The following is a 16,221-nucleotide window of genomic DNA, read 5'->3' as shown; positions in this document are numbered from 1 at the left end:
GGAAGGATGAACGAACATGCCACAATTTGAAGCAGGCAGGTTCGATTGTATCGTCATCGGAGCTGGACACGCAGGCGCAGAAGCAGCCTATGCATCAGCCAAGATGGGCGCATCGACATTAGTTTTAACAATGAATTTAGACATGATTGCTTTCATGCCGTGTAATCCTTCATTAGGAGGACCTGCAAAAGGTATTGTAGTGCGGGAAATAGACGCACTTGGCGGTGTGATGGCAAAGGTCATAGACAAAACGCATATTCAAATGCGTTTATTAAACACAGGGAAAGGTCCGGCAGTGCGTGCTTTGCGTGCACAAGCGGATAAAGTACTGTATCAGCAAGAAATGAAGCGGATACTGGAAGAAGAGCCGAATTTGACACTTCGCCAAGGGGTTGTCGAGCAGTTGATCGTAGAAGACGACGAAATAAAAGGCGTAGTGACACAGATTGGTGCAATTTTCCGTGCGAAGACTGTCATTATTACAACAGGAACATTTTTACGCGGAGAGGTTATTATTGGAGATCTGAAATACTCCAGTGGACCGAATAACCAAATGCCGTCCATCAAACTGGCGGAACATCTGCAGGAACTCGGTTTACAGACGGTTCGATTCAAAACTGGAACACCACCACGTATCAACAGCAATTCGATTGATTACAGCAAGACAGAAATTCAGCCAGGAGATGACGTACCGCGTTCATTCAGCTATGAAACAACTGAATTCATTGTGGACCAGTTGCCATGTTGGTTAACGTATACAACTCCGGAAACGCATGAAATCATCAATGAAAATCTTCATTTATCTCCGATGTATTCGGGGATGATTAAAGGAAAAGGACCAAGCTATTGTCCGTCCATTGAAGATAAAATTGTGCGTTTTGCGGACAAGTCCCGTCATCAAATTTTCCTCGAGCCTGAAGGTCGTAATACAAAAGAAGTATATGTGCAAGGGTTGTCAACAAGTCTTCCTGAACATATACAGCATCGCCTAATTGCGAGTGTACCAGGACTTGAGAAGGCTGAAATGATGCGTGCTGGCTATGCAATTGAGTACGATTCTATAATTGCGACTCAACTATGGCCAACGTTGGAAACGAAAAAAATCAAAAACTTGTATACAGCTGGCCAAATCAATGGAACATCAGGGTATGAGGAAGCCGCGGCACAAGGATTGATGGCGGGAATCAATGCAGCATGCAACGTTCTTGGCAAGGAAGAGGTCGTTCTTGGACGCAGTGATGCGTATATCGGCGTACTCATCGATGACCTGGTCACTAAAGGTACGAGTGAGCCATATCGTTTATTGACATCACGCGCGGAATATCGCCTCTTACTTCGTCATGATAATGCTGATATGCGCTTAACGGAAATTGGTTATCAAAACGGCATGATTAGTGAAGAGCGCCATACGAAGTTTTTGGCGAAGAAAGCACAAATTGATGCGGAGATTGATCATTTACGCAAGGTTACTGTGAAGCCGACCGAAGAGATACAGGCAATTATTGCTGAAGTTGGTGGAACAGCACTTCGTGAGCCAATGAAGGCGGCTGATTTATTGAAGCGGCCGGAAATGAAGTATAGCGAGTTGCGTAAGGTAGTCCCACCACTTGAAGAAATTAACGAAGAAGTGGCGGAACAAGTAGAGATTTTCATTAAGTATGAAGGATACATTGAAAAGTCCATGCAGCAAGTAGCAAGAATGAAAAAGATGGAGAATAAGCGGATTCCGGAAAATATTGATTATGATGCGATTTCAGGTATTGCGAAAGAAGCAAAGGCAAACCTTAAAGAAGTACAACCATTGTCGATTGCGCAGGCATCGCGTATTTCCGGTGTCAATCCAGCAGATATCTCAATCTTGCTTGTCTATATTGAACAAGGAAAAATTGCGAAAGTATCCGGTTGAGTCTATGACTGGCGCTTAGTAGCGTCAGTCTTTTTGAAAAGGAATGAGAACATGACGGAAGAACAGTTTTACGAAGCTCTGCAAGAGAAAGGCTTTGAGTTGTCCGATACACAGAAGCAACAGTTCAAACGCTATTTTGAAGTACTCGTCGAGTGGAATGAAAAGATGAACTTAACGGCAATTACGGATGCACCTTCCGTATACTTAAAGCATTTCTACGATTCCGTTACAAGTGCATTTTACGTAGACTTCAAAAAGTATGAATCTGTGTGCGACGTAGGGGCCGGGGCAGGTTTTCCAAGCATCCCGTTGAAGATCATCTATCCGCACCTCCACGTGACGATTGTAGATTCATTGAATAAACGTATTACATTTTTAAATTATTTGGCGGGTGAATTAAAGTTTGAAAATGTGGCATTCGTCCATGCTAGAGCTGAAGAATTTGGTCGTAACCCGAAGTACCGTGAACAGTTTGATGTAGTGACTGCACGTGCGGTAGCAAGGTTATCGGTATTGTCGGAACTTTGCATTCCACTTGCCAAACAGGGAGGGCTTTTTGTTTCTATGAAAGGTGCAGCTGCATCTGAAGAAATGAAAGACGCCACTCGTGCTGTAAAACTACTAGGGGCAGTTTTGCAGAATGAACATGAATTCGTACTACCGGAAGAAAACAGTGAACGTCACATCTTTGTATTTGAAAAGAAAAAGCAGACACCTAAGAAATACCCGAGGAAACCAGGCGTACCTAATAAAACACCGATTACAGCAAACTGATTGTGGGAAATGTTTCACGTGAAACAATTGTATAGAAGAGAAAAAAGGGAATAGTTTCGAAAAGGTGGTGCAGAGGTTGAAAAGTACTTTTTCGCGTTTTTTTGGTGGGGGAGAAAAGATGACTACGATAGAAGAAGTAGAAGTTCATCATCTGGAGAAGGTAGCACAAATTGCAATTGATTCGATTACACCGAATCAATATCAGCCACGGACAATTTTTCATGAAGAAAAAATTGAAGAACTAGCTCGAACCATTCATACACACGGTGTTATTCAACCCATTGTCATTCGAACAAAAGATGACGGATCATACGAAATTATCGCAGGGGAACGAAGATTTCGAGCGATGCGTAAGCTTGGTTGGACAGAAGTACCGGCAATTGTGCGGAACTTGGATGATAAAGAGACAGCCTCAATTGCTTTAATCGAGAACTTGCAGCGTGAAGAACTGACGGCGATTGAAGAAGCGCATGCTTATGAACGTTTACTAGAACTACATGAATTAACGCAGGAAGCATTGGCGCAACGGCTCGGTAAAGGCCAGTCCACAATTGCGAATAAGATGCGATTGTTGAAGTTACCTGAACCCGTTCAAACAGCAATTTTACAAAAGAAGATATCTGAACGTCATGCACGTGCATTATTACCGTTAAAAGAATCCTCTCTTCAGCTGAAAGTACTAGAAGAAATCAAAATGAATCAATATAACGTCAAAGATCTGGAAGCTAGAATTAAAGAAATCATGTATCCAACGGAATCAGTTGAGAAAGTGCAGCCTGCAAGAAGACGCGGGTCTCGACAGAAAGCTGTTAGTAAGGATGTTCGTATTGCAGTGAACACGTTGCGAGAATCTCTTGCACTGATTGCAAAGAGTGGGATTGAAGTAGCATCCGAGGAAGTGGATTCTGAAGAATTCTACACGGTTACGGTAAAAATATGTAAAAAGTGACGAATGGAAACTCTTGCTGATTTACTAGCAAGAGTTTTCTTATATATCAATAGAGTTCGTACAGTGAAGATGATAAACTGAAGTAGACCACATAGAACATATTCTTTGTCAGGCATTTCAAACATACGAAGCAACAAGTAAAACTTTGGTATACTAGTAAGATAAACGAAATAGGAAAGAAAGCAGGTGCAAGAGTGGGTAAGATTATTGCTATAGCTAATCAAAAAGGCGGAGTCGGTAAAACGACGACTTCTGTAAACTTAAGTGCATGCCTTGCCCATTTAGGCAAAAAAGTGCTCTTAATTGATTCTGATCCGCAAGGAAATGCGACGAGTGGGGTCGGTGTTAACAAAGGTGATGTACAAGATTGTATTTATAATATGCTAATTGATGATGTGCCAGTACGTGACGTTATTCTACCAACGGAGATTGAAAACCTTGAAATTGTTCCTGCTACCATTTCACTTGCGGGAGCTGAAATTGAACTCGTCTCTACGATATCACGTGAGGTTCGCATGAAACACGCAATTCAAGACATTAAAGATGACTATGACTATGTCATTATCGACTGTCCTCCATCTCTTGGCCTTTTAACGTTGAACGCATTGACGGCTTCAGATTCAATTATTATTCCCGTACAGTGTGAATACTATGCGCTTGAAGGACTAAGTCAATTGCTCAGTACGATTCGTCTAGTCCAAAAACATTTGAATGAAGCACTTTATATTGATGGCGTATTATTGACGATGTTTGACGCCAGGACCAATCTAGGCATTCAAGTTATTGAAGAAGTAAAGAAATACTTCCAAGATAAAGTGTATAAGACAATCATTCCGCGTAACGTTCGCTTAAGTGAAGCACCAAGTCATGGTAAGCCGATTATATTATATGATCCACGATCCAAAGGTGCGGAAGTGTATTCAGAGCTGGCAAAGGAAGTGGTGGAGAATGAGTAAAGGTCTAGGTAAAGGTCTTAATGCATTATTTCCTCGTGAGACATTGGAAAAGGTAGAGCTTTTACGTCTGAAAAGCATTAAAGTCAATCCATATCAGCCACGTAAAGAATTCGATGAAGTGTCGTTAAATGAATTAAGCGAATCAATTAAGGAACACGGTGTTCTGCAACCAATTATCGTACGAAGTGTAGGCACACAGTATGAAATTGTTGTAGGGGAAAGAAGATTCCGTGCTTCTGAACTGGCAGGCAAAAAGGAAATACCAGCAGTTGTACGTGATCTAACAGATGAGCAATCAATGGAAATGGCTATTCTTGAAAACTTGCAGCGTGAAGACTTATCTCCCATTGAAGTAGCAGAGGCGTATCAGAACTTAATGGAAAGTCTGAAGCTAACACAAGAACAACTTGCCTTTAGGTTAGGTAAGAGTAGACCGCACATTGCCAACCACATTCGTTTACTGACGTTACCTGAGAAAGTGTTAAAAGATATTTCCCATGGAATACTTTCAATGGGACATGGACGTACACTTCTCGGGTTGCGTAAAAAAGAACAAATTTTACCTATTGCCGAAAAGACCAAGACAGAAGGTTTAAATGTTCGTCAATTAGAGAAACTAGTTCAACAATTAAATGAAGATGTTCCACGTGAAACAAAGAAGGAAAAGAAAAAAGATATATTTATTGAAGCACAGGAAAACACACTACGTGAACAATTCGGTACAAAAGTAACGATCAAGAAAACGAAGAGAAAAGGTAAAATCGAAATCGAGTTTCATTCGGATGAAGACTTTGAACGTATTCTTGAATTATTGAACGCTGAGTGATGATACACAAACCTATTTTGCTTTCATTGCAAAATAGGTTTTATTCTTGAAAAGAACTTGGACGTGACTACATGATATTGTTTGGTTCACTGTTTAATGTATTAACGATTATAATAGGTACATTAATCGGAAGGTTTTTATACGGAATACCGGAACGAATGAAAGAAACCATCATGTATGGAATTGGAATGGCCGTAGTAGCAATCGGTTTACAAATGACATTTGAAACAACACAAATTGTCATTGTGATTCTTAGTATTGTGATAGGCGCAATCCTCGGCGAATGGATTGACCTCGATCAAAAGGTTAATCAATTGGGACGATGGATTGAAAGAAAGTTACCGGCTAAAAAGGAAGGACCGGGAATTGCGCAAGGATTCGTTACAGCTACGTTGTTTTTTTGCGTAGGATCCATGGCAATTATCGGTGCTATTGATAGTGGTCTCCGCAACGACCACAACGTTTTAATAATGAAAGGGATATTAGATGGTTTCACTTCAATTATCTTTAGTTCTACATTAGGCATTGGTGTAGCGTTTGCAGCTATCCCTCTACTGATTTACCAAGGAAGTATAACCTTTCTTGCCACCATCCTCAGTCGGTTTGTCCCAGATGAATTAATGAAGTTGTTCATTTCTGAAATGACAGCTACAGGCGGCTTGATGATTGCGGCAATCGGATTAAATCTAATCGGCTTGACGAAAATACGGGTAGCCAATTTTATCCCAGGTATTGCGGTAGTTGCGGTCATCGTAACGATTGTATATGCTTTTTGAAGGCTGACGATGATGTGCTAATTGTAAGGCTCTACCAATCATACGACTCATTTCGAACGGTAGATGAAGACGAGTGCTTTGTAAAACGGCTTGCTCCATGAAGCCGCCGACATTGACGATTCCTTTGACAGATACATCACCAACTAGGGGGAGTTCTTTACCTACTGCTTTACCTGGTGCAATCGGACCGCTATGAAACAATAGGTCACCAACTGCGTCCTTTTTACTCAGGCAGGCATCGATCGCCACTACAAATGCATCGGGATATAATGATTTCGTGAGTTCAATCCGTTGTTGTAGATTAAGAGCGTGCAGCGGCTCTTGTAACGTGCCGACTACTGTATAAGGGAATAGACTTAGCTCCGACAAGTAGGAGCCCGTCAAAGGACCGAGTGAGTCGCCAGTAGAACGATCGGTTCCGATGCAATAAAAAATAATTGGTTGTTGTTTAAAAGGGATATGTTGCATGAAATAAGAACTTAATTTCCACACGACACCGGTTTCTTTACTAGAAATACGGTAATGATAAGAAGAGGGTTCGGCTGTATACATAGGGAGACACCAGTCCTTTGTGATATATTTACGCTGAAATTTATACTGCGCACGTATTGCTGTGCAGTATATCCTGAGGGGTAAGGGTTTATACGAAAGGAGGATTTCTTTCAATGGCATCAACTTCTGCTACAAAAGAAGAAGTGAAAGAAAACCTAGAAGTTCTAGACGAAGCAGTTCAACAGGTAAAAGAAACTCTATTTGACGCGGAATTTTGGCTCGGTACCGGATTCTTTGCTATTCGCATCATTTTAATAATTGTCGTGGCAGGTATCGTCGTAAAAGCCGGACAAGTATTGATTCGCCGATTTTTTGCCATTAAGCTAAAAAGTCCGATGCGTAAAACAGAACGACGTGAGAAGACTATGATTAAGCTTTTGGAAAATGCATTGAAGTATATCGTCTATTTTTCCGCTATACTAGCAGTTTTGACAGAGTTTGAAATAGATGTAAAAGGCCTTCTTGCAGGTGCGGGTGTGCTAGGTCTAGCTGTCGGTTTTGGAGCCCAGAGTTTAGTGAAGGACGTCATTTCTGGGTTTTTCATCATTTTTGAAGATCAGTTTGGAGTCGGGGATTATGTGCGTATTAATTCGGGTGAAGGAACGGTTATGGAAATCGGGCTTCGCACAACGAAAATCGCATTGTACGGCGGCGAGTTGTATACAGTACCTAACGGTCAAATAGGTGAAGTCATCAATTACTCTGTCACGAATTCCATGGTTTTGCTTGATTTAGCTCTATCTTACGAAACGGATATTGACCACGCAGAGGAATTAATCAAGGGATTCCTTGGGAAGTTACCGAGAGAACGCTATTCAGAAGTTATTGGAGTACCGGAAGTGTTGGGTGTACAAAGTATCGAACCGTCAAGAATCTTGCTACGCATTGCCGCAGAAACTGAACCGGTTGCTAACTTTAGTGTAGGTCGTAAATTACGACAAGACTTAAAAAAATTCATGGATGTGAATGGAATTGAAATGCCTTATCCACGAATGGTGATACGTGAAGAACATAAGGAAGGGGATTCAGATGATGGCGGACAAAGAGTTTAATTTGCATGACGTAGTGGAGATGAAAAAACAGCACCCTTGTGGCACAAATGCTTGGAAAATCATCCGAATGGGCGCTGATATTCGAATTAAATGTGAAGGCTGTGGACACAGTGTCATGATTCCGCGTAATGAATTTTCTAAGAAGATGAAAAAGATTCTAGTGAAGAACGAGTCTTGAGAACACATGGACAATCTACCGTATTGTCCTTATAATGAAGTGGTTGACTAACGAATAATGTAAGCTTTGGATAGATAAGAAAGGTGTGGGAATAATGGCGTTAACAGCTGGGATTGTAGGTCTTCCGAACGTGGGGAAATCAACATTATTTAATGCAATAACAAAAGCAGGAGCAGAGGCGGCGAACTATCCGTTCTGTACGATTGACCCGAACGTAGGAATAGTTGAAGTACCAGATGAGCGTTTAGACAAATTGACTGAGCTCGTCACACCGAAAAAGACCGTGCCAACTGCATTTGAATTCACTGATATTGCAGGGATTGTAGAAGGTGCAAGTAAAGGCGAAGGTCTAGGCAACAAGTTCCTTTCACATATTCGTGAAGTAGACGCAATTTGTCAGGTAGTTCGTTGTTTCGTGGATGAAAACATTACACACGTGTCAGGGAAAGTAAATCCAATCGATGATATTGAAGTCATTAATTTGGAATTGATTTTAGCGGATATGGAAAGTGTAGATAAGCGTTTGGCTCGCGTTTCCAAAATGGCGAAGCAAAAAGATAAGGAAGCAATGGCAGAAGAGCCCATTCTACTGAAATTACGTGATGCATTTGAAAATGCCATGGCAGCGCGTTCTGTTGAATTGACAGATGATGAGCTACAAGTCGTCAAAGGCATGCACTTACTGACGATCAAACCAATGTTATATGTAGCAAACGTTTCAGAAGATGAAATTGCAGACGCAGATAATAACCCCTATGTACAACAAGTTCGTGACTTTGCAGAGAAGGACAATGCAGAAGTAATCGTAGTTTGTGCAAAGATTGAAGAAGAGATGGCTGAGCTTGAAGATGAAGAGAAAGAAATGTTCCTTGAAGAGCTTGGCATTAAAGAATCCGGTCTTGATCAGTTGATTAAAGCGACGTACAACCTACTTGGATTTGCTACATACTTCACAGCGGGCGTACAAGAAGTTCGTGCATGGACGTTCCGTAAGGGCATGAAAGCACCACAATGTGCTGGAGTAATCCATACTGACTTCGAACGCGGATTCATCCGTGCAGAGACAGTAGCATACGATGACTTGGTCGAGCACGGTTCCATGACAGCAGCAAAAGAAGCGGGTAAAGTTCGTTTGGAAGGTAAAGAATACGTCGTTAAAGACGGCGACGTCATGCTATTCCGTTTCAACGTATAATACAAAAAGCTGATCCTCCAAGTGAGAATCAGCTTTTTTATGTTTTAAATGGTTTTAGTTTAAGACCTGCAAAGGCGATGTAAGACTTAGTAATATAGTGAGTACAAGGGGGGTGCAACTCCAGCCGGGTACACTTTCCGATAGGCGTGTCTAACGCTTATTCGGAAAGCGTCCCCTCCGAAGCGCAAATCCCCATACCTATCCCATTGCAAGCCTAACCACTTCATTCAGCAGGATAAATATACAACTTAGGCAACTCGGGATCATCCTTCACCATTGCATCATCCGGAAACTTCTTTAACTCCTTATACATAGCAAAATCTCCAGCCGCACCGCCAATCAGCATCGCACCTAACAGTAACAACACACCATCATTGAAATACAACGCAAGAACGGCAGGCAACACACCTGTCATCCAAAAGGGCAGCAATAACGCTTTGCGAATACCCTTATTGTCCATCAACTGATCGGCGGTAGCGTACGCAACACCCATCTTCAAATTGACACCATACGCCATGTTCTTCCACGGCACATGACAAAACATACGAAAACCTAGCAAATGAAAAAACTCATGTATAACAATTAATAAAATATATCCAACCAAAGCATAAACAACATACCACACTGAAAATGACATAAAGAGTCCACCTTGTAACAGACCACGAATTATTAAAAGTGCTATAAGCGGTAAGAAAGTGAGCCATAGACTTTGCTTCGCTATTTTCTGTAAATTGAGCTCTACAATTACAGGCTGTTGTTCTTCCATGTGAAATCACTCCTTAATTCATTCAGTATAGTATATTGAAGGTTGATATTCCAATTGTGATGTGATAGTATGTACTGATGTGAGTAATATTAAATTTACTTACTCCTTGCCCACTTGTAAAAGTAGGGCCCAAGTCCATAAGGAGGTGACTATTGATGAGAAAGTACGAAATTATGTACATTATGCGCCCAACTCTTGAAGATGACGCGAAAAAGGCGTTGATTGAACGCTTTGATACTGTCCTAACTTCAAACGGAGCGGAAATCATCGAGTCGAAAGAGTGGGGCAAGCGTCGTCTTGCTTACGAAATCGACGACTTACGTGAAGGCTACTACCAATTAGTAACTGCTAACGCTGGTGCTGAAGCAATCGATGAATTTACACGTCTAGCGAACATCAACGAAGGTATCATTCGTCATATGACAATTCGTGTAGATGCGTAATCTGATATAAAATTTATTAAATTTATGATGAGGGAGGTTTGATTCTGAATGATAAACCGTGTCGTTTTAGTTGGCCGATTAACAAAAGATCCTGAGCTGAAATATACACAAACTGGAATTGCAGTAACACGTTTTACACTGGCAGTGAACCGTGCGTTCGCTAATGCCCAGGGAGAACGGGAAGCGGATTTCATCACGTGTGTAGCTTGGCGTAAACAGGCTGAGAATATCGCGAATTATTTACGAAAAGGAAGTCTAGCCGGAGTGGATGGTCGTATACAGACGGGCAGCTTCGAAGGCCAAGACGGTAAGCGTGTTTACACGACAGAAGTTGTTGCGGATAGTACTCAATTCCTGGAACCAAGAAATGCTAATACAGAACGTCAGCAAACACCATCTTATGGTGGTGGAGCGCCTTCTTATAATGCACCTTCTCAAAACCAGGGACAAGGATACAATAACCAGCAATCCTACCAACCGAATCAGCAAAATATGACACGTGTCGATAATGATCCATTCCAGCCAGGCGGCGGTCCGATTGAAGTAACAGATGACGACTTGCCATTCTGATCGAACGGTTCACTTGATACGTAAATAGGAAGGAGGACAACAATTATGGCACCACGTCGTGGAGGTCGCAAACGCCGTAAGGTTTGCTATTTCACTTCTAACCACATTACTCACATCGACTATAAAGATGTAGATTTGTTGAAGAAGTTTATCTCTGAGCGCGGAAAGATGTTGCCTCGTCGAGTTACGGGTACAAGCGCTAAATACCAACGTAAATTGACGGTCGCAATCAAACGTGCACGCATCATGGCACTTCTTCCGTTCGTATCTGAAGAGCGGTAATATATAAACCGCCACTGACTGAATTAATCAGTCAGTGGCGGTTTTTTATTTGTATCGAAAACCTGATATTTGTGGGCATGTTGCGTATCCACTTTACTGGGAACTGTAACTGCCTGTATTTTTGATTTCACGTCGAATCGTGATACAATTAGAAGGATGATTGTAGCTTTATATGAATTAAGGTATACAACACTTTGTCTCCTTATTAACGATAGGCGGCAAAAGAAGCAGTGAATGAATTGAGGCGTAGATATGCAAGATCAAGCAAGTAGAATTACGTACGGTGCCATGATGGTCGCACTCTTCGCCATATTACTGGCAATGACTTTATACGTACCATTACTCGGCTTATTGACATTGTTGCTCGTTCCATTGCCCATTACAATTTATCGTTTACGTTATGACCGGATCTCTACACTGATGGTCGCGATGTGTACATGGCTAATCACTTTATTGATTGGCGGTCTGCTATCCATCCCAGCAGCGGTTGTATTGAGTGCAGTGGGATTCGTTATCGGTGATACTGTACGAACTGGCAAGACGAAACTTTATGTATATATGGCAACAGGTGTCACATTGCTCATTTCATTGAGTCTATTGTATCTTGGTACTGTGTGGTTCATGAAAATTAATCCGATTGAACAGTTGATGCAACAATTTTCAGCTATACAGCAAGAAGCACTTGTGATTCTAACAGGAATGGGAAATTCAACAAGAGACATAGAACGAACCGTGGCAGAGGCATTTACGTATTACCAAACCATTGTGCCTTCCCTGTTCATCTTATCTGTTTTTGTAACAGCCTACCTGTTCGTTATGCCCATTTTGGCGGTCGCAACACGTTTGCGATTTGAAGTTCCCAAGTTTGCTTCCTTTCTTACTATGCGTCTTCCGTTTGCAACGGTATTAGCCTATCTGGCATTGCTGTTGATATCTATTTTATCGCAGCCGGAACAGGGCACAACGTTTTATCTAATGGAGGCAAATGCCATTCTCATCTTTAGATTCTTATTCTTCTTACAAGGTTTGGCGTTAATTTATTATGCATTGCGCAAGATGAAGCTTCCAATGATCGTCAACGTGCTAGCTACATTATTCGCCATGTTCCTCAGTCCCTTTACCGTAATGCTGGGTGTTTTGGATATCGCCATTAACATTCGTACATGGATAGATAAAGACAAGAGAGCGTAGGAGATGAGACATTGAATTTATTTTATAAAAAACGAAAGATACGAATTCCATTAGCAGTCTTGTCTCTACTTGGAGCGGTAGGTTCCGTACTACTAATGCTATTGAACTTTTGGGTTGGACTGCTTTTTGCCGTCGCTTATGCGCTTGCACTAGGCATCGCTTGGAAAGTAGAGAATGATAACTACTTGGAAACAGAGAAATATATTGAAACCCTATCCTATCGAATGAAAAGGGTTGGAGAAGAAGCGCTACTGGAATTACCAATTGGGATTATCTTGCTGAATGATAAGCAGTTAATTGAATGGATCAATCCATTCGTAAGCACGATTTATCCTGACAAGACTTGGATTGGGTCACAGCTCTACGAAATGAGTGAAGCATTTCGTCAAGTAATTAGAGAAGACAGTGAGCAAGATGTCATTGTATTGAATGATCGCTCGTATCGTGTGTACTACAAACCAGAAGAGAAGTTGATCTATTTATTTGACGTAACAGAACGTATAAAGATGCAATCCCTTTACTACGCTGATCGAACGACGATTGGGATTTTATTGGTCGATAACTATGACGAGCTATCCCAGACAATGGACGATCAGACACGAAGCCAGATGAACTCACTTGTTACCTCATTGGTCAATCAATGGGCAGATGAATATGGGATCTTTGTAAAACGAATTTCTTCTGAGCGTTTCTTGGCCGTTTTCAATGAAGGTACACTGGCATTATTGGAGAAGACTAAGTTTGCATTGCTCGATACGATCCGCGAGAACACATCTAAACACAGCGTATCACTTACATTGAGCATTGGGGTAGGGACAGGTACTACATCGCTTACAGAGCTTGGTGAGCTAGCACAGTCGAGCTTGGATTTAGTTCTCGGACGTGGCGGTGATCAAGTAGCGATCAAACACCATGATGGGAAGCTGAAATTCTACGGTGGTAAGACAAATCCTGTTGAAAAACGTACACGGGTGCGTGCACGAGTCATTTCACACGCGTTGCGTGACTTAATCCAAGATAGTGACCGCGTGTTCGTCATGGGTCACAAAATGCCTGACATGGATGCGATTGGTGCATCGATTGGTGTACGTAAAATGGCAAGAATGAATGGTGTTGAAGGCTATGTCGTCGTTAATTTTGATCAGCTCGATGCTAGTGTCAGCCGTTTGATGGATGAAGTGCAGCAAGATGAAGAATTATATGATCACATGCTGATGCCTGAAGAAGCGTTGGAATTGATGACGGAGCGTTCATTGGTCGTGATTGTAGATACGCATAAGCCGAGCATGGTTATAGATGAGCGCGTGTTGGACAAGGCACCGAAGGTTGTATTAATTGACCACCATAGACGGGGAGAAGAGTTCATTAATAATACTGTGCTTGTCTACATGGAACCATATGCATCTTCGACGGCGGAACTGGTAACGGAATTACTGGAGTATCAGCCAAAGAACGAGAAGCTGACCATGCTGGAATCGACGGCGATGCTAGCAGGTATTGTAGTAGATACGAAAAGCTTTACACTCAGGACAGGTTCTCGTACATTCGAAGCGGCTTCCTATTTGCGAACGAATGGCGCCGATACCGTGCTAGTGCAGCGTTTGTTGAAAGAAGATATTACGACATATATTGAACGTTCAAAACTAATTGAGACTGTAGAATTTGTGGGCAATGGCGATATTGCGATTGCAAGAGGGCAGGATGAAGTAGTTCACAGCTCTGTGCTGATCGCGCAGACAGCTGATATCCTGCTGACGATGCAAGGTATTTCCGCTTCATTCGTCGTCGCAAAGCGTGATGATGGAAAAATGGGTATTAGCGCCCGCTCACTGGGCGAATTGAATGTTCAAGTCGTTATGGAAGAGTTGGGCGGTGGCGGTCATTTAACAAATTCCGCTTGCCAATTACAGGTTGATACGATGGATGAAGCAATCACGATGTTAAAGGACGTACTAGATCAATATGTAGAGAGGGGAAATGAAGGATGAAAGTTATTTTTTTAAAGGATGTCAAAGGTAAAGGCAAAAAAGGTGAAGTAAAAGAGGTTTCAACTGGATATGCACAAAACTATTTGTTGAAAAACAATGTAGCAGTTGAAGCAACTCCAGGTAATTTAAGTAAGTTGCAAGGTCAGAAGGAACGCCAGAAGAAAGATGCGGCTGCAGAATTGGCAGAAGCGAAAGAATTAAAAGAGCAAGTTGAAAAGTTGACTGTAGAGCTACAAGCGAAAACTGGTGAAGACGGCCGTCTCTTTGGTTCTATTACGTCCAAGCAAATCGGACAAGCACTAGAAAAGCAAAATAAAATTAAAGTAGATCGTCGCAAGATGGAATTACCAGAGCCAATTCGTGCACTTGGTTTTACAAATGTTCCGATCAAATTACACCCTGATGTAACAGCTACACTTAAAGTGCATGTTACAGAAGAATGATAAGGAGATAATAGCTTGAACCAGATGATCGAGCGCACACCTCCGCATAACAACGAAGCAGAGCAGTCGGTCCTTGGTGCAATATTTTTAGAACCACAAGCACTGATTACCGCATCTGAAATATTGTTGCCGGAAGATTTCTATCGGGTCGCACATAAAAAGATTTTCGAAACCATGCTTGTACTAAATGACAGAGGTCAGCCAGTCGATTTGGTAACCATCGCCGAAGAGCTCAAAGTGAAAAATGAGCTTGAAGACGTCGGGGGCATTTCGTATATCACAGAGCTTGCCAACGCGGTACCAACTGCTGCAAACATTGTTTATTACGCAAATATCGTAGAAGAAAAAGCTTTATTGCGCAGATTGATCCGCGTTGCAACTGACATTGTGGAAGACGGCTACACACGAGAAGATGAAGTAGAAGCCTTACTTGGTGAAGCCGAAAAAAAGATGATGGAAGTATCCAATCGAAAAAATGCTGGTGACTTCCGTCATATTAAAGATGTATTAGTGGAGACGTATGACAATATTGAATTATTGCATACACGTAAAGGTGATGTAACAGGTATACCTACCGGGTTCCGTGACTTGGATCAGATCACGGCAGGCTTCCAACGTAATGATTTGATTATTGTGGCGGCTCGTCCTTCTGTCGGTAAGACTGCATTTGCATTAAACGTAGCGCAAAACGTGGCAACGAAGACAGATGAAAATGTTGCGATTTTTAGTCTCGAGATGGGTGCAGAACAACTTGTCATGCGTATGCTCTGTGCGGAAGGGAATATTGATGCGCAAGTGCTACGTACAGGGAATCTTGAAGCGGACGATTGGCGCAAGCTGACGATGGCGATGGGCTCGTTATCAAATGCGGGAATCTTCATCGATGACAGTCCAGGTATTCGTATCAATGAAATACGTTCAAAATGCAGACGACTTCAACAAGAACATGGTCTTGGAATGATCATGATTGACTATTTGCAGCTAATCATGGGAAGCGGACGCGGCAGTGATAACCGTCAGCAAGAAGTATCTGAGATCTCTCGATCACTAAAAGCCTTGGCGCGTGAATTAAAAATACCAGTCATTGCACTATCCCAGCTTTCACGTGGCGTAGAGCAACGACAAGATAAGCGCCCAATGATGTCCGATCTTCGGGAATCAGGGAGTATTGAGCAAGACGCCGATATCGTTTCCTTCCTCTATCGGGAAGATTACTACGACAAAGAAACTGAAATGCAAAACATGATTGAGATCATTATTGCCAAGCAACGTAACGGCCCAACCGGTACCGTAACCTTGGCATTTGCAAAAGAATACAACAAATTCCTCAATATCGACTGGAGCCAGCACGAATCCCCTCCGTCTTACGAATAA

Annotated in this window: 18 protein-coding genes; 16 read left to right on the top strand and 2 right to left on the bottom strand. The window is 42.0% G+C overall.

The window, feature by feature from the left end; genetic code table 11:
• Window positions 1-16 precede the first annotated feature (16 nt).
• From mnmG to H605_RS0111625, 6 genes are all read left to right on the top strand, one after another.
• On the top strand, window positions 17-1,906 hold the full coding sequence (gene mnmG, locus H605_RS0111650; RefSeq protein ID WP_029054383.1) for a tRNA uridine-5-carboxymethylaminomethyl(34) synthesis enzyme MnmG: 1,890 nt from the start codon (window positions 17-19) through the stop codon (window positions 1,904-1,906).
• A 51-nt stretch (window positions 1,907-1,957) separates the two neighbouring features.
• Complete coding sequence (gene rsmG, locus H605_RS0111645; protein WP_029054382.1) at window positions 1,958-2,680, top strand: 16S rRNA (guanine(527)-N(7))-methyltransferase RsmG; 723 nt, start codon at window positions 1,958-1,960, stop codon at window positions 2,678-2,680.
• A gap of 76 nt (window positions 2,681-2,756) precedes the next feature.
• The gene (gene noc / locus H605_RS0111640; RefSeq protein ID WP_029054381.1) at window positions 2,757-3,629 is read left to right on the top strand and encodes a nucleoid occlusion protein; all 873 of its coding nucleotides are present in this window, start codon (window positions 2,757-2,759) and stop codon (window positions 3,627-3,629) included.
• Between the two features lie 194 nt (window positions 3,630-3,823).
• Window positions 3,824-4,585 carry a ParA family protein gene (locus H605_RS0111635; RefSeq protein ID WP_029054380.1) on the top strand — a complete coding sequence of 254 codons (762 nt, stop codon included), beginning with the start codon at window positions 3,824-3,826 and terminating at the stop codon, window positions 4,583-4,585.
• Complete coding sequence (locus tag H605_RS0111630; RefSeq protein ID WP_029054379.1) at window positions 4,578-5,411, top strand: ParB/RepB/Spo0J family partition protein; 834 nt, start codon at window positions 4,578-4,580, stop codon at window positions 5,409-5,411. Before H605_RS0111635 ends, H605_RS0111630 begins: the two co-directional genes overlap by 8 nt.
• A 71-nt stretch (window positions 5,412-5,482) precedes the next feature.
• Window positions 5,483-6,187 (top strand): DUF554 domain-containing protein, encoded by a 705-nt coding sequence (locus tag H605_RS0111625; RefSeq protein ID WP_029054378.1) that lies wholly within the window; start codon window positions 5,483-5,485, stop codon window positions 6,185-6,187.
• Here the strand turns inward: H605_RS0111625 and yyaC are convergent.
• On the bottom strand, window positions 6,098-6,739 hold the full coding sequence (gene yyaC, locus H605_RS0111620; protein ID WP_029054377.1) for a spore protease YyaC: 642 nt from the start codon (window positions 6,737-6,739) through the stop codon (window positions 6,098-6,100). The genes H605_RS0111625 and yyaC overlap by 90 nt on opposite strands.
• 113 nt (window positions 6,740-6,852) lie before the next feature.
• Here yyaC and H605_RS0111615 point away from each other — a divergent pair, with 113 nt between their 5' ends.
• The 3 genes from H605_RS0111615 (at window position 6,853) to ychF (ending at window position 9,164) form a co-directional block, all read left to right on the top strand.
• A complete protein-coding gene (locus tag H605_RS0111615; RefSeq protein ID WP_051210565.1) occupies window positions 6,853-7,791 on the top strand; it encodes a mechanosensitive ion channel family protein in 939 nt (312 codons plus the stop codon).
• Window positions 7,772-7,969, top strand: coding sequence for a DUF951 domain-containing protein (locus H605_RS0111610; protein WP_029054375.1), 198 nt, complete (start codon window positions 7,772-7,774; stop codon window positions 7,967-7,969). The genes H605_RS0111615 and H605_RS0111610 overlap by 20 nt, the downstream gene beginning before the upstream one ends.
• A 94-nt stretch (window positions 7,970-8,063) precedes the next feature.
• Window positions 8,064-9,164, top strand: a complete 1,101-nt coding sequence (gene ychF / locus H605_RS0111605; protein ID WP_029054374.1) for a redox-regulated ATPase YchF — start codon at window positions 8,064-8,066, stop codon at window positions 9,162-9,164.
• A gap of 223 nt (window positions 9,165-9,387) precedes the next feature.
• On the opposite strand, the gene H605_RS0111600 is transcribed toward ychF, so the two are convergent.
• Window positions 9,388-9,930 carry a DUF3267 domain-containing protein gene (locus tag H605_RS0111600; RefSeq protein WP_029054373.1) on the bottom strand — a complete coding sequence of 181 codons (543 nt, stop codon included), beginning with the start codon at window positions 9,928-9,930 and terminating at the stop codon, window positions 9,388-9,390.
• 155 nt (window positions 9,931-10,085) lie between these two features.
• Here H605_RS0111600 and rpsF point away from each other — a divergent pair, with 155 nt between their 5' ends.
• The 7 genes from rpsF to dnaB all read left to right on the top strand — a co-directional run bounded on the left by rpsF (window position 10,086) and on the right by dnaB (window position 16,221).
• A complete protein-coding gene (gene rpsF, locus H605_RS0111595; RefSeq protein WP_029054372.1) occupies window positions 10,086-10,373 on the top strand; it encodes a 30S ribosomal protein S6 in 288 nt (95 codons plus the stop codon).
• Window positions 10,374-10,421: 48 nt separating this feature from the next.
• Window positions 10,422-10,943, top strand: coding sequence for a single-stranded DNA-binding protein (ssb, locus tag H605_RS0111590; RefSeq protein WP_029054371.1), 522 nt, complete (start codon window positions 10,422-10,424; stop codon window positions 10,941-10,943).
• A gap of 45 nt (window positions 10,944-10,988) precedes the next feature.
• Entirely contained in the window at window positions 10,989-11,225 is a 237-nt protein-coding gene (gene rpsR, locus H605_RS0111585; RefSeq protein ID WP_029054370.1) for a 30S ribosomal protein S18, read from the top strand.
• A gap of 252 nt (window positions 11,226-11,477) precedes the next feature.
• Window positions 11,478-12,416: a DUF2232 domain-containing protein gene (locus H605_RS0111580; RefSeq protein ID WP_029054369.1), complete on the top strand. Its 939-nt coding sequence runs from the start codon at window positions 11,478-11,480 to the stop codon at window positions 12,414-12,416.
• A gap of 11 nt (window positions 12,417-12,427) precedes the next feature.
• Window positions 12,428-14,404, top strand: a complete 1,977-nt coding sequence (locus H605_RS0111575; RefSeq protein WP_029054368.1) for a DHH family phosphoesterase — start codon at window positions 12,428-12,430, stop codon at window positions 14,402-14,404.
• Window positions 14,401-14,847, top strand: a complete 447-nt coding sequence (gene rplI, locus H605_RS0111570) for a 50S ribosomal protein L9 (RefSeq protein WP_029054367.1) — start codon at window positions 14,401-14,403, stop codon at window positions 14,845-14,847. Before H605_RS0111575 ends, rplI begins: the two co-directional genes overlap by 4 nt.
• Window positions 14,848-14,871: 24 nt before the next feature.
• Window positions 14,872-16,221 (top strand): replicative DNA helicase, encoded by a 1,350-nt coding sequence (gene dnaB, locus H605_RS0111565; protein WP_369823697.1) that lies wholly within the window; start codon window positions 14,872-14,874, stop codon window positions 16,219-16,221.

Source organism: Sporosarcina ureae DSM 2281 (genome assembly GCF_000425545.1).
Taxonomy (GTDB): Bacteria; Bacillota; Bacilli; order Bacillales_A; family Planococcaceae; genus Sporosarcina; species Sporosarcina ureae.
The sequence above is the reverse complement of the archived record's forward strand: the minus strand, read 5'-3'. Positions and strand labels throughout refer to the sequence as shown.